Origin of the sequence: Comamonas testosteroni, from assembly GCF_000761245.1 — a bacterium.
Lineage (GTDB): Bacteria > Pseudomonadota > Gammaproteobacteria > Burkholderiales > Burkholderiaceae_C > Comamonas > Comamonas testosteroni_C.
In genome coordinates this window covers 211421-225015 of sequence record NZ_AWOR01000078.1, presented here as the reverse complement: position 1 = coordinate 225015, position 13595 = coordinate 211421, and the positions used below count along the sequence as shown (strand labels likewise).

The window sequence follows — 13595 nt, the reverse complement described above, 5'->3', positions numbered from 1 at the left end:
GCTGATGTCCGACACCAAGCCCATTACCTCGATTGATAAACGTGCGTTGCTGCGTCAGGCGGCACTGGAGTATCACGAGTTCCCCAAGCCCGGCAAGGTGGCCATCACGGCAACCAAGCCCATGGCCAATCAGCATGATCTGGCCCTGGCCTACTCGCCCGGCGTGGCTGCGCCCTGCGAGGAAATCGTCAAGGACCCCGCTGCGGCCTTCAAATACACCAGCCGCGGCAACCTGGTGGGCGTGATCTCCAACGGCACGGCGGTGCTGGGCCTGGGCGACATCGGTGCGCTGGCTTCCAAGCCCGTGATGGAGGGCAAGGGCGTGCTGTTCAAGAAGTTCGCCGGCGTCGATGTGTTCGACATCGAGATCGACGAGAAGGACCCGCAAAAGCTGGTCGACGTGATTGCTGCGCTGGAGCCCACCTTCGGTGCCATCAACCTCGAAGACATCAAGGCGCCCGAGTGCTTCTTCGTGGAGCGTGAGCTGCGCAAGCGCATGAACATTCCCGTCTTCCACGACGACCAGCACGGCACGGCCATCACCGTGGCTGCGGCCATGGTCAATGCGCTCAAGGTCGCCGGCAAGAAGATCGAAGAGGTCAAGCTGGTGGCTTCGGGCGCTGGCGCCGCGGCTCTGGCCTGCCTGAACCTGCTGCTGGAAGTGGGCCTGAAGCGCGAGAACGTGTTCGTGACCGACATCGCTGGCGTGGTCTATGAGGGCCGTACCGAGCTGATGGATCCGGACAAGGCGCTGTTTGCCCAGAAGACCGAGCTGCGCACGCTGGGTGAGGTGATCGAGGGCGCCGACGCCTTCCTGGGCCTGTCCGCCGGCAACGTGCTCAAGCAGGACATGGTCAAGAAGATGGCGGCCAGGCCCATCATCTTCGCGCTGGCCAACCCCAACCCGGAAATCATTCCTGAAGATGTGAAGGCGGTGCGCGACGACGCCATCATCGCCACGGGCCGCACGGACTACCCCAACCAGGTCAACAACGTCCTGTGCTTCCCCTACATCTTCCGTGGTGCGCTGGACTGCGGTGCGACCACCATCACCACCTCCATGGAGATCGCCTGCGTGCACGCGATTGCCGCGCTGGCCCAGGCCGAGCAGTCTGAAGAAGTGGCAGCCGCCTATGTGGGCGAGGTGCTGAGCTTCGGCCCCGAGTACCTGATTCCCAAGCCCTTCGATCCGCGCCTGATGCTGATCGTGGCACCCGCCGTGGCCCAGGCTGCGGCCGAAGCCGGTGTGGCCAAGCGCCCCATCCAGGACATGGATGCCTACCGCGAGCACCTGAAGACCTTTGTCTACGCCTCCGGCACCATGATGAAGCCCATCGTGCATGCCGCCAAGAAGGCCACCAAGAAGCGCGTGGCCTATGCCGAGGGTGAGGAAGAGCGCATCCTGCGTGCGGCCCAGATCGTGGTCGACGAACGCATTGCCCGCCCGACACTGATCGGCCGTCCAGCCATCATTGCCCAGCGCATCGAGAAGTTCGGTCTGCGCATGAAGGAAGGCGCCGACTACGACGTGGTCAACGTCGAGCATGACGAGCGCTACCGCGACTTCTGGCAGAGCTATCACCGCATGACGGAGCGCAAGGGCATCACCGCTCCCATCGCCAAGATCGAAATGCGCCGCCGCCTGACGCTGATCGGCTCCATGTTGCTGCACAAGGGCGAGGTCGACGGCCTGATCTGTGGCACCTGGAACAACACCAATGTGCACCTGAACTACATCGATCAGGTCATCGGCAAGCGCAGCGGTGTGGCCACCTATGCCTGCATGAACGGCCTGCTGCTGCCCGAGCGCCAGGTGTTCCTGGTCGACACCCACGTCAACTACGACCCCACGGCCGAGCAACTCGCCGAGATCACCATCATGGCTGCCGAGGAAATGATGCGCTTCGGTATCAAGCCCAAGGCTGCGCTGCTGAGCCACTCCAACTTTGGCTCCAGCAACCAGCCCAGCGCCGTCAAGATGCGCCAGACCCTGGAGCTGCTGCGCGAGCAGGCTCCCTGGCTGGAAGTGGATGGCGAAATGCATGGCGATGTGGCTCTGGACGGCAAGGCCCGCGCCAAGCTCATGCCCAACAGCACGCTGCTCGGTGATGCCAACCTGCTGGTGTCGCCCAACATCGATGCCGCCAATATCAGCTACAACCTGCTCAAGCAGGCTGCCGGCGGCGGCATTGCGGTGGGCCCGGTGCTGCTGGGTGCGGCCAAGCCCGTGCATGTGCTGACTCCCAGCACCACGGTGCGCCGTATCGTGAACATGACGGCGCTGACCGTGGCCGACGCCAACGTCAGCCGTTAATTACGCGGCAAAAAAAGCCCGCCGTGCATGGAGCACGGCGGGCTTTTTTGTACCTGAAGCGGGGCCTACCAGGTGCGGCTGACGCCTGCGTCCACCGTGCCAAATATCTCCACGCCGCCGGAGCTGCTGGAGCTGGAGGAGGCCGGCATGGTGCCGGAGCAGGCCGTCAGCGCCAGCGTGGCGGCTGCTGCGGCCAGGGTGAGCCATTTGCGCATCTGCATTTCCTTGACCGCATCCATTGCGGCTTATGGCCCATGGTAGCGGGCCGAAGATCCCCTGTCGTAACAGCTTGTTATGCCTGAGATTGGTATGAAACCAATTCACGATAAGCATTGACAGCTATCAAATTTGATCAGGTCTCCAGATACAGCTCGGCCAGTCGCTCACGCGCAGCACCATCTATACCCAGCACCTGGGTCAGATAGCGGTCCACGCTGCCATGCTGGGCGCGCACCACATCGACCGAGGCCATCAGGTAGGACGGCTGCACGCGCCACAGCGCATCCAGAGCCTCTTCGGACAGCTGGCCGTACATCTGGGCGGGGCGTCTGAAGTATTGATTCGTCAGCAGATAGTCTTCCATGATCTGCTCATCGTCCACACCCAGGGCTGTCAGCAGCAGGGCAGCGGCCCAACCCGTGCGGTCCTTGCCGGCCGTGCAGTGAAAGACCAGTGGCGCATCGCTGAGCTGCAGCAGCGCGAGGAACTGTGCAAAGCGATTGCCGTACACGTTCACAAAGCTGCGGTAGGTGTCATGCATCAGCTCCTCTGTGTCGCGGCTGCTGAGGTGGCGGCCCTGCTCCATCATGGACTGGGCGCGCTGCACTACCGTGGGTTCGACGATCAGGGCATGGCGTTCGATCCTGGGCCAGTCATAGGAGAGATGCGCGCTTTCACCTTCGCCGCGAAAGTCTGCGCTGCGGTGGATGCCCAGCTTTTGCAGTTGTTCCAGGTCCTGCTGCGTCAAATGCGCCAGATGGGCGGAGCGGTACAGCTTGCCCCATTGCAGGTGGCGGCCGTCCAGGCCCCGATATCCGCCCAGATCACGGAAATTGGAGGCTCCCGAGAGGGAGACTTGGCGCGCTGGGCGCTCCGTCAGCAGGTCGTGGTTCAGTTGCATATCACTGCTTATAGCGGATTGCAAAGACCCGTCCATGTCATCCGTGTTACCCGGGGGCGGCGCATGCATCGTCGGCCCCGACGAAAGCGCCACCAGCCTTGGACATGAATGAGGTGCCGAGCTTCTGTGGATGGCTCCGGGCGGCTCCTGCCGGGGCGGAGCGGCCCAAGGAGCCGCCCAGTGAGCAGCCAGGCGGCAGTGCCTCTGCCCTCAGTGGCTGGTCATGCTGCCGCGCAGCATGTGCTTGAGCAGCTTGCCGGTCGCGGTGCGTGGCAGTGTGTCACGGACTTCGAAGATGCGCGGAATCTTGTAGCGAGCCAGCCTGGTCTCCATGAACTGGCGCAGATCGTCATGGTCCGGCGTCTTGCCGGGCTTCAGGGTCAGCACTGCCACCACGGTCTCGCCCCATTCGGGATGAGGGCGGCCGATGACGGCCACGTCCTGCACGTTGGGGTGGGTGCAGAGCACGTCTTCCACTTCCTTGGAGTAGACGTTCTCGCCGCCGGTAACGATCATGTCCTTGAGTCTGTCCACGATGTAGAGATAGCCGTCCTCGTCCACGCGCGCCAGGTCGCCGCTGCGATACCAGCCCTGCTCGTCCAGCACGGCGGCCGTGGCCTCGGGGTTGTCCAGATAGCCTTGCATCATGGCCGCAGAGCGCAGGCAGATCTCGCCCACTTGGCCGGGGCCGCACAGGCCGCCGTCCTGACGGCGCACTTCCAGTTCAACGCCGGGTATGGCGCAGCGACCTATGGAGCCTGCCTTGGCCACGGCCTCTTCGGGGTAGAGCACGGTACCCAGAGGGCCTGATTCGGTCATGCCATAGACCTGCATGAAGCGGTCGCTGCGATAGGCCTGAGCCAGCTTGCGTGCCATGTCCGCGCCCAGCGGGCCACCGCCGTAGGCCCACAATCGCATGGCGCTGAAGTCGTAGCTGGCCACATCGGGCACCACGGACAGCGGTGCCAGAAAGGCAATCGGTGCGCCAAAGGTGAAGCTGATGCGTTCCTGCGCCAGCGTTTCCAGAAACTCCCTGGGCGCATATTCACGCATCAGCACGGCGGTGCCGCCCATGAGCAAGGTGCCCAAAAACCAGTTGTTCAGCGGCGACGAGTGCCATATGGGCATGGCGATCAGCGTGCGCTCCGTGGGAGCCAGCGAGGTGGCCGCCGCTGCACACAGGGCGGCGTGGAAGACATTGGCATGGCTGTGCAGGCAGCCCTTGGGCTGGCCCGTGGTGCCGGAGGTGTAGAGAATCTCGGCCAGCGCGTGTGGCGCAGGTCGGCCATGCGCGTCGCCGCAGGGCGCAGCCTGCGCCAGCAGCTCATCGAAGCAGTCCAGGCCTTCGGCGGCAGAAGCTGTGCTCAGCCACTGCATGTCGGCCAGCGGCTGTGGTTCGGCCTGGATAGCGGTGATCAGCGAAGCGCGCGCACCATCCACAAGGCACAGTCGAGCACCCGAGTGGCGCAGTATGTAGCTCACTTCCGGGGCCTGCAGCTTGTGGTTGATGGGCACGACGACCGCGCCCAGCCGCCAGGCGCCAAGCAGCGCAAACACGAAGCCCGGGGTGTTGAAGCACAGCAGGCCTACCTTGTCGCCCTGGCGCACGCCTTGCTCATAGAGCACGGTGGCGGCTCGGCGGCCGGCCAGCGCCAGCGCGGCATAGCTCCAGTCCTGGCCGTCGGCGCGCAGCGCCAGTTTTTCGGGGCGCGTACGTGCCTGCTGGTCGAGCAGGGAAATGAAATTCATCATTGCTGGTGTCCTCCTCAGCCAGTCCAGGCATTGCGCAGCAGGGCGGCTGGGTCGCTGCTGGCGCAGGCAACACCTGCCACCGGGCCCCAGTCCGGGTCGAAGCGGCTGCCGAGGAAGGCCGAGGCACTGTCGCTGCCCGCATGCTGCAGCATCAGTGTGGCTTGCACCGTGACGGCCAGGCGCTGGGTGAAGCGGCGAGCCTCGCGCTCCAGCTCCTGAGGGGGCAGGGTGACGGCCTGGCGCAGCTTGTCCACCTGCGCACGCAGCACGGCCTCCTCGGAGCCGACTTCACGCAGATGGTCCAGCAGCAGATGGGCGTCGTCCGGGTTGCGGGCAATGGCGCGCAGCACATCCAGGCACATGACGTTGCCCGACCCTTCCCAGATGGAGTTGACGGGTGCTTCGCGGAACAAGCGCCCCATGGGGCCGGTCTCCACATAGCCGTTGCCGCCGAAGACTTCCATGGCTTCGCCCGTGTAGCCTACGGCACGCTTGCAGTTCCAGAACTTGGCAGCTGGCGTGACGATGCGGCGCCAGGCCTGATCCAGAGGGTCTTCGGAGCCAAAGCGTGCGGCCAGATCCATGGCCAGCCAGGTGGCGGCTTCGGATTCCAACGCCATATCGGCCAGCAGGCCGGTCATCACCGGCTGCTCTGCAAGGGGCAGGCCGAAGGCATGGCGGTTGCGCGTGTAGTGCAGGGCCTGCACCAGGGCCTGGCGCATGAAGCCTGCACTGGACAGCGCACAGTCCAGGCGGGTGTAGGTGGCCATTTCGATGATGGTGGAAATGCCGCGGCCTTCCTGGCCTATGAGCACGCCCCAGGCGTTGTCGAACTCCACTTCGCTGCTGCTGTTGGAGCGGTTGCCCACCTTGTCCTTGAGGCGCTGGATATGAATGGCGTTCTTGCTGCCGTCGGGCCGCCAGCGCGGCACGAAAAAGCAGGTGGGGCCGCGCTCCTCGGTCTTGGCCAGCACCAGATGCCCATCGCACATGGGGGCCGAGAAGAACCACTTGTGGCCGGTGATCAGGTATTCTTCGCCCCAGGGGCCGCTGCTGCCCGATGGGTTCAGGGCCACGGCGCGCGTGGTGTTGCTGCGCACATCGCTGCCGCCCTGACGCTCCGTCATGCCCATGCCCACGGTGATGGCGCGCTTGCTCTCGGCGCGAATGTCGCGCGCGTCGTAGTCGGTGGATTCCAGCAGCGGCCCCAGCGCCGCATTGAGCTGGGGGTTGATGCGCACCAGCGGAATGCTGGCCTTGGTCATGGTCGTCGGGCAGGTAGAGCCGGACTCGATCTGGCTGTGCATGAACAGCGATGCGCCATAGGCGGCCCAGGCCGTCTGCCGCTTGTCGGTGAAGGGCAGGTTGGAGATGCCGTTGCGCCGTGCAATCGTCATCATCTGGTGCCATGCGGGGTGAAAGCGCACCTGGTCGATACGGTCGCCTGCGGGCGAATGCGTGTGCAGCTCGGGCTCGAAGTGGTTGGCTTCTTCTGCGGCACGCAGCGTGGCTTCGGCGCCATATTCCGCGCCCTGGCGTTGCAGCTCCGGGTCGCGCCACTGTGCGCCGCCGCGAGTCACGGCACGCTGCAGCACCGGGTCGCTGGTGTAGACGTTGTAGTCCTTGAGTTCCGGGGCCTGGTTATGGGGATGGATGCCAGTCATGATGTCTCTTCCTTGCTATGTGGCCCTGCCCGCAGCAGTGCGCAGGGCTTTGTGATTTCTATGTCATGCGCAACGGGCGGTCAGGGCCCGCCAGGGTGCGGGTTCAGGAGGGCCGCTTCATCTTGCAGCTGGTGTCCAGGCTGGCCGCCTGCGCGGAAACCATGCTGACGGGCTTCCATCCCAGGCCCGTTCCTTCCTGGTCATGCACCACGGTCTTGTCGTCCACTTTTTCCCAGCTCAGCACATGGATGGGTTGCTGGGCCTGGTGGTCGCTCTTGCGCATTTCCACGGGGCCGTTGATGCCCTCGAAGCGCATGCCCGACATCCTGGCCGCGACGGCGGCAGGTTCCACGGACTTTGCCTCGCGCATGGCCTGGGCCAGCATCAGCATGGCGTTGTGGCCCAGGCCGTTGATGAAGTCCTCGTTGAACTGGCGCTTGAAGCCCGGCAGCAGCGGGCTGCTCATCAGCGGCTCGGAGTTGGGGCTGAAGGCCGAGATCAGCTTGACCCGGCCCTGCCCTGCCGCACCCATGGCGCTGGGCACCCCGAAGTTGTTGCCGTTGAGGGTGTAGAAGTCCGTGCTCAAGCCAGCTTCGCGTGCGGCGCGCACGATCAGTGCCAGATCGGCACCGAAGTCCGCAGTGATGACGGCATCGGCCCCGGATTGCTTGATCTTGGCGATATAGGGGGCGTAATCCTTGACCTGGCCCAGCGGGTGGAAGTCATCGCCCACGATCTTCAGGTCGGGGCGCTTGGCCGCCAGCATGCTGCGTGCGGCGCGCGAGACTTCCTGGCCGTAGGCATAGTTGGGGTTGAGCAGAAAGACCTGCTTCACCTGCTTTTGCCCGGCCAGGTAAGAGGTCAGCGCGGCCACCTTCATGTCCGAATTCGCATCGGTGCGAAAGTGCCAGTAGCTGCACCTGGCATTGGTCATCTGTGGTGCCTGGGCCGCATAGTTCAGGTAGATGATTTCCTTGCCGGGGTTGCGGCTGTTGTGCTTTTCGATGGCCTCCTGCAGTGCCAGGCCCACGGCCGAGGAGCTGGCACCCTGCACCACATAGCGGATGTTCTGTCCGATGATGGAGTTGAGCTGGCTCAGCGCCTCCTGTGCGGAGAGGCGGTTGTCGAATGGCACGACCTCGAACTTCACAGCACCGGCCCAGCTTTGCTCGTTGGCAAGCCTGGCGCTGTACTGGAAGCTCTTGAGCACATTCAGGCCCAGCCCCGCCATGGGCCCGCTCATGGCATCCAGCGAGGCAATCTTCACCACCGTGGCCGGCTGCGCGTGAACGAGTGATGCGCAGGCCAGAGCCACTGCCGCCAGGGGAGTGGAAATACGAGGGTGCATGCTTGTCTCCGTCCTCTCATAAGAATTTTTTATTCACCAGGCCGCAATGCACAATGGCATCGAAGTACCTGTCAAAAATTCTAGGAAACCGTGCAAAAAAGGTGTTCGGATTTGGCCAGCATGAAACCACGCACTCCTTCGACCGCGACAGCAGGGCGTCGCCGCCCTTTGCAGTCCCGTGCGCGGCAGACGTTTCAGTCCCTGCAGGACGCCTTTGTTCGGCTTTTGCTTGAGCGCAGTTACGCGGAAATCACCGTGCGCGAGATCGTCCTGGTGGCGGGCACCGGGCTGGGCAGCTTCTACGAGTACTTCTCGGGCAAGGAAGACCTGGCCAAGGTTTGCCTGCATCTGCGCTCCAAGTCACTGCTGCTGGGCATTCGCGGCGTGACCGCAAGCCATTCGGGCCAGCCGCTGATGCAGATTGCCGAGGCGGTGATCGAGTCGCAGTTGCAGGCGCACCGTGAGCGGGCAGATGAATGGGGTGCCCACTATCTGCTGGAGCGCCACTACTCCACTTCCGAGGCCTACCGCAAGATGTTCGAACGCTTTGTGGATGCCTGGGCCGCAGCCATAGAGCAGGCCGTCGATCTGCCCCCGGACTACCCGGTGCGCGATGCTGCACGGGTGAGCCAGTGCATTCTGTACGGCCTGTTCAATCACAGCTATCTGGCCGCCGATGCACTGCCGGATCTGGACTTGCTGCGCCAGCGTGCCAACACGGCCATATCCGGCTATCTGAACGCCTTGCGCTGCCTGAAATGAAAAAGACCGCCAGCGGCAAGCCGTGGCGGTCCTGGTTGGTCATCGCGGCAAGGCTGGCGATCAGCTCACATGCTTGCCCACAATGCCGGCCAGCTCGAACATGCTGATCTGCTCCTTGCCGAACACCGGCTTGAGCTTGGCGTCGGCGTTGATGGCGCGCTTGTCCTTGGCGTCCTGCAGGCCGTTGGCCTTGATGTAGTCCCAGAGCTTCTTGATCACGTCGGGGCGCGAGGTGGGCTCGCTGCCGATCACGGCGGCCAGGTCGGCGCTGGGTTTGAGCGTGGCGCTCACGGTGCGGGGCTTTTTCACCGCAGCGGTCTTGGTCGCTGTCTTGGCGGCGGTCTTCTTGGCTGCCGTGCCTGTTTTCTTGGCGGCAGCCGTCGTGGTTTTGGCCGCCGCTGCGCCAGCCGTCTTGCGTGCCGGGTATTTGCTTTCGCGCTGCTCGAACTCGAAGTTCACCTTGCCTGCAGCACCATCCCAGACCAGGAAGGCCTTGAAGTTGCGGCGCGTGCGGTTGGAGACGAACTTCTCCAGCAGATCGGTCTTGCCGGTCTGCAGCAGCTTGCTCATCTGCTCGCGCTCGATGGGCTGCTGCAAAATGATCTGGCCGCTCTTGAAGTCGCAGCTGGGCGTGGTCTGGGCCAGCGTGGGCACGGCCTTGGAGCAGACATAGTTGGCACCATGCTCGAAGACGGGCGAGCCGCACTTGGGGCAGGGGCCCAGGCTTTGCTGGTGGGCAAAGTCCACGATCTCGCCCGTGTCCTCAGAGTCCTTGTCGTCGCCGAAGTCGAATTCCAGCTTGAAGTTGCTGTTTTCCTCATCACGCACGATGGCGACCTCGGCCACAAACGGCCAGCCGGCCTTGGAGCGGAAGCCTTCCAGCGGGCCGATGCGGCGCTCGCGCAGCAGTTGCTCGGCTTCGGCCGTCTCGAAGGTGCGGCCGGCCGGCGACTTGGTGAACGAGAAGCCGCAGCCTTCGCTGGCGCCATTGGCGCCCGTGCAGGCGTAGCGGCGGTAGTTTTCCTTGACTACGCCGCCGCAGTTGGGGCAGGGCGTGGAGAGCGTCGCGTAGTCACCGGGAATGGTGTCGCGGTCGTATTCCTTGGCCTTCTTGACCAGCTTCTCGGTCATGGCCTGGATCTGCTGCATGAAGGCTTCGCGTGAGAGCTGGCCTTTTTCCATCTGCGACAGCTTGAATTCCCATTCGCCGGTCAGATCGGCGCGGCACAGCTCCTCGACTTCCAGACCGCGCAGCAGCGTCATCAACTGGAAGGCCTTGGCCGTGGGGATGAGCTCGCGGCCTTCGCGCAGCATGTACTTTTCCGTCAGCAGGCCTTCGATGATGGCCGCGCGCGTGGCTGGCGTGCCCAGGCCTTTTTCCTGCATGGCTTCGCGCAGCTCATCGTCGTCGATCTGCTTGCCGGCGCTTTCCATGGCTCCCAGCAGCGTGGCTTCGGAGTAGCGTGCCGGCGGCTTGGTCTTGAGGCTCTTGACATCGGCGTGGTGGGTGCGCGGCTGCTCGCCGGGTTGCACGGCCACCAGGGGCTGGCCCTTGTCGCCTTCCTTGGCGTCCTCCACCTCGTTGGCGGCTTCCTTGCCGTAGATGGCCAGCCAACCCGGCTTGACCAGCACCTTGCCCTCGGTCTTGAAGCTGTGCTGCTCCACCTTGCTGATGCGCGTGGTGACCTGATATTCGGCGCTGGGGAAGAACACCGCCATGAAGCGGCGCACGACCAGGTCGTACAGCTTCTGCTCGGCTTCCGACAGGCCGGAAGGGGCCTGCGTGGTCGGGATGATGGCAAAGTGATCCGACACCTTGCTGTTGTCGAAAACGCGCTTGGTGGGGCGGATGTAGTTGTCGTTGATGGCCTGCTGGGCAAAGGGCGCCAGATGGCGCATGCCGCTGGTGGCCAGCATGTCGAAGGTCTGGCGTGCCACGGGCAGATAGTCCTCGGGCAGGGCGCGCGAGTCGGTACGCGGGTAGGTCAGGGCCTTGTGACGTTCGTACAGGCTTTGCGCCAGCGCCAGCGTGGTCTTGGCCGAGAAGCCGAACTTGCCGTTGGCCTCGCGCTGCAGGCTGGTCAGGTCGAACAGCAGGGGCGATGCCTGGGTGGTGGGCTTGCTCTCTTCCGTCACATGGGCCGGCTTGCCCTGCACGGCAGCGGCAATCACTTCGGCATCGGCCTTGTTCCACAGGCGGTCGGCCTTGGCCTCGGCATCGTCCGACTTCTTCCACTGCGGGTTGAACCACTTGCCCAGGTACTGGCCGGCCTGGGCGTCGAAAGCGCCGTGCACTTCCCAGTAGTCGCGGCTGACGAATTTGCGGATCTTTTCCTCGCGCTCCACCACCAGGGACAGGGTGGGCGTCTGCACGCGGCCCACGGTGGTCAGGAAGAAGCCGCCGTCGCGTGAGTTGAAGGCCGTCATGGCGCGCGTGCCGTTGATGCCCACCAGCCAGTCGGCTTCGGAGCGGCTGCGCGCGGCGCTGGCCAGGCCCTGCATCTGCTGGTCGCTGCGCAGGTTGTTGAAGCCGTCGCGAATCGCCTGCGGCGTCATGGATTGCAGCCACAGGCGCTTGACGGGTTTGCCCAGGCCGCCCTTGGCACCGCCTGCGTATTGCTCGATCAGGCGGAAGATCAGCTCACCCTCGCGGCCCGCGTCACAGGCATTGATGAGTTCGGTCACATCCTTGCGCTTGGCCTGCTTGACCACGGCGTTCAGGCGGGTCTTGGTCTTGTCCACGGGCTTGAGATCAAAGCGCGGGGGAATGACCGGCAGATTGGCAAAACTCCATTTGCCGCGCTTGACGTCGAATTCTTCGGGCGCCTGAATCTCCACCAGGTGGCCGACCGCACTGGTCACCACATAGCTGTCGGATTCGAAATAGTCATCGTGTTTTTCGAACTTGCCTGCCACCGGGGTCAGCGCACGGACGATGTCCTGTGCGACAGAAGGCTTCTCTGCAATCACCAGGGTTTTAGTCATTGTGTGTTCTCGTCGTCATTAACCACCTGAACCCGAATCAAAACTCAGGCTCATACAATTCGCTTCTCACGCGCGCGCATGCGCACATGTGTGCATATTCAAAGTATCAGAGAAAACATGCCCCGCACATCACTGGCCTCTTCAACGGGCCGCCGTATCCAGACCCGGCGCTCCGGCGTTCATGGCAAAGGCGTTTTCGCCGCGCAGGATATTGCGCAAGGCGAAACCCTTATTGAGTACGTGGGCGAAGTGATTGACTGGCAGGAGGCGCAGGATCGTCATCCGCATGATCCCAGCCAGCCCAATCACACTTTTTACTTTCAGGTCGACGATGAGCGGGTGATAGACGCCACGCACAAGGGCAACTCCTCGCGCTGGATCAACCACAGCTGCGCGCCCAACTGCTATACCGACGAGATCGACGGTCGCGTCTATATCGTGGCGCTGCGCAATATTGCAGCGGGCGAAGAACTGAACTACGACTATGGCCTGATGGTGGAGGAGCGCTATACGGCCAAGCTCAAGGCGGAATATGCCTGCTACTGCGGCGCTGCGAACTGCCGAGGCACCATGCTGGCGCCGAAAAGGGGCTGGAAGCCTCCGATGCCTGCAGGCACCGCCTGAGCGGCTGCGCCGCTTCCCCCTCTCTGCTTCGCGGAGGGGGACGACAGCCTTGCTGCGGGGCGGCCCTTGCTTGCTGTCTCTGGTTTCAGGGCGCGCCGGTTTTGGAGTGCGCTGACGGTTTTTAGATTTGGATAGATAAAAAATGACTCAGCCGATTCACTGGAATGCCGAAGCCTTGTGGGAAGCCATTGCACCGCAGTTGCCGGGCTTTACGGTCGAGGTGCTGCCGACCATCGACTCCTCAAATACCGAGCTCATGCGTCGCGCGCGAGACGGGCTGACGGAGCCGGTGCTGTTGATTGCCGAGCAGCAGACCCAGGGCCGAGGCCGCCTGGGCCGCAACTGGGTCAGCGGCGTCGGTGATTCGCTGATGTTCTCGCTGGGCCTGCCGCTGGCACCGCGCGACTGGTCGGGGCTGTCATTGGCGGTGGGCGTGAGTGTGGCCGAGAGCCTGCAGCCCCAGCTTCCCACAGCGGGAGCTGCGCCCAAGATCGGCATCAAATGGCCCAACGATCTGTGGCTGGAGGGCGACCGCAAGCTGGCCGGCATTCTGATCGAGACCGCCAGCTTTGTCGGCGGCCAGCAGCACGATATGACGGCGCCGCGTTATGTGGTGATCGGTATCGGCATCAATGTGCGTCCGCGTCCCGGTGACGGCATGCGCACGGCCCCGGCCTGCCTGCAGGAGCTCGATGCCGCACTGGATGCGCCCACGGCCCTGGCCTGCATATTGCCAAACCTGGTGGCCGAGGTGCAGAGCTTTGCCCGGCATGGCTTTGCTCCGCTGATGCAGCGTTTCGCCCAGCGCGATCTGCTGGCTGGACGCGAGGTGAATCTGAGCGACGGCACGAGCGGCATGGCTCAGGGTGTGGCTGCCGATGGCGGCTTTCTGGTGCGCACCGCGACCGGGCTGCAAGCCGTGACCAGTTCCGAAATCAGCGTGCGTCCGGCTGGCAGCCCGCTGCAGGCTTGAAATGAAGCACCTCCTGAGGCGCTTTGCGCCTTCCTCCTCTCTCTACGCGCTGC

At 63.8% G+C, this 13595-nt stretch carries 10 protein-coding genes; 4 read left to right on the top strand and 6 right to left on the bottom strand.

Translation table 11 applies throughout. The annotated features are described in order from the left end of the window. Positions 1 to 4 precede the first annotated feature (4 nt). On the top strand, positions 5 to 2314 hold the full coding sequence (locus P353_RS23060) for an NADP-dependent malic enzyme (protein ID WP_012840379.1): 2310 nt from the start codon (positions 5 to 7) through the stop codon (positions 2312 to 2314). A 65-nt stretch (positions 2315 to 2379) separates the two neighbouring features. Here P353_RS23060 and P353_RS29680 read toward each other — a convergent pair whose 3' ends face one another. The 5 genes from P353_RS29680 to P353_RS23040 form a co-directional block, all read right to left on the bottom strand. Then, positions 2380 to 2529, bottom strand: coding sequence for a hypothetical protein (locus P353_RS29680; protein WP_198529137.1), 150 nt, complete (start codon positions 2527 to 2529; stop codon positions 2380 to 2382). 137 nt (positions 2530 to 2666) lie between these two features. Further along, positions 2667 to 3434 (bottom strand): tyrosine-protein phosphatase, encoded by a 768-nt coding sequence (locus P353_RS23055; protein WP_034374902.1) that lies wholly within the window; start codon positions 3432 to 3434, stop codon positions 2667 to 2669. Between the two features lie 210 nt (positions 3435 to 3644). Further along, positions 3645 to 5186 (bottom strand): class I adenylate-forming enzyme family protein, encoded by a 1542-nt coding sequence (locus P353_RS23050; protein ID WP_080750656.1) that lies wholly within the window; start codon positions 5184 to 5186, stop codon positions 3645 to 3647. A 14-nt stretch (positions 5187 to 5200) separates the two neighbouring features. Then, positions 5201 to 6850, bottom strand: a complete 1650-nt coding sequence (locus P353_RS23045; RefSeq protein ID WP_034374900.1) for an acyl-CoA dehydrogenase family protein — start codon at positions 6848 to 6850, stop codon at positions 5201 to 5203. Positions 6851 to 6953: 103 nt separating this feature from the next. After that, positions 6954 to 8198, bottom strand: coding sequence for a branched-chain amino acid ABC transporter substrate-binding protein (locus P353_RS23040; RefSeq protein ID WP_034374898.1), 1245 nt, complete (start codon positions 8196 to 8198; stop codon positions 6954 to 6956). 168 nt (positions 8199 to 8366) lie between these two features. Here P353_RS23040 and P353_RS23035 point away from each other — a divergent pair, with 168 nt between their 5' ends. Beyond that, positions 8367 to 8960 carry a TetR/AcrR family transcriptional regulator gene (locus P353_RS23035; RefSeq protein ID WP_034374895.1) on the top strand — a complete coding sequence of 198 codons (594 nt, stop codon included), beginning with the start codon at positions 8367 to 8369 and terminating at the stop codon, positions 8958 to 8960. 60 nt (positions 8961 to 9020) lie between these two features. Here the strand turns inward: P353_RS23035 and P353_RS23030 are convergent, their stop codons facing one another. Beyond that, positions 9021 to 11945 (bottom strand): DNA topoisomerase III, encoded by a 2925-nt coding sequence (locus tag P353_RS23030; RefSeq protein WP_034374893.1) that lies wholly within the window; start codon positions 11943 to 11945, stop codon positions 9021 to 9023. A 117-nt stretch (positions 11946 to 12062) separates the two neighbouring features. On the opposite strand from P353_RS23030, the gene P353_RS23025 reads away from it, so the two are divergent. Next, positions 12063 to 12569, top strand: a complete 507-nt coding sequence (locus tag P353_RS23025) for an SET domain-containing protein (RefSeq protein ID WP_034374891.1) — start codon at positions 12063 to 12065, stop codon at positions 12567 to 12569. A 142-nt stretch (positions 12570 to 12711) separates the two neighbouring features. Beyond that, positions 12712 to 13542, top strand: coding sequence for a biotin--[acetyl-CoA-carboxylase] ligase (locus tag P353_RS23020; RefSeq protein ID WP_034374889.1), 831 nt, complete (start codon positions 12712 to 12714; stop codon positions 13540 to 13542). Positions 13543 to 13595 lie beyond the last annotated feature (53 nt).

Excerpts from the sequence above, each read along its gene's own strand:
- P353_RS23045 (WP_034374900.1), bottom strand. The coding sequence starts at position 6,850 with ATGACTGGCATCCATCCCCATAACCAGGCCCCGGAACTCAAGGACTAC.
- P353_RS23025 (WP_034374891.1), top strand. The coding sequence starts at position 12,063 with ATGCCCCGCACATCACTGGCCTCTTCAACGGGCCGCCGTATCCAGACC.
- P353_RS23055 (WP_034374902.1), bottom strand. The coding sequence starts at position 3,434 with ATGCAACTGAACCACGACCTGCTGACGGAGCGCCCAGCGCGCCAAGTC.
- P353_RS23020 (WP_034374889.1), top strand. The coding sequence starts at position 12,712 with ATGACTCAGCCGATTCACTGGAATGCCGAAGCCTTGTGGGAAGCCATT.
- P353_RS29680 (WP_198529137.1), bottom strand. The coding sequence starts at position 2,529 with ATGCGCAAATGGCTCACCCTGGCCGCAGCAGCCGCCACGCTGGCGCTG.
- P353_RS23030 (WP_034374893.1), bottom strand. The coding sequence starts at position 11,945 with ATGACTAAAACCCTGGTGATTGCAGAGAAGCCTTCTGTCGCACAGGAC.
- P353_RS23040 (WP_034374898.1), bottom strand. The coding sequence starts at position 8,198 with ATGCACCCTCGTATTTCCACTCCCCTGGCGGCAGTGGCTCTGGCCTGC.
- P353_RS23060 (WP_012840379.1), top strand. The coding sequence starts at position 5 with ATGTCCGACACCAAGCCCATTACCTCGATTGATAAACGTGCGTTGCTG.
- P353_RS23050 (WP_080750656.1), bottom strand. The coding sequence starts at position 5,186 with ATGATGAATTTCATTTCCCTGCTCGACCAGCAGGCACGTACGCGCCCC.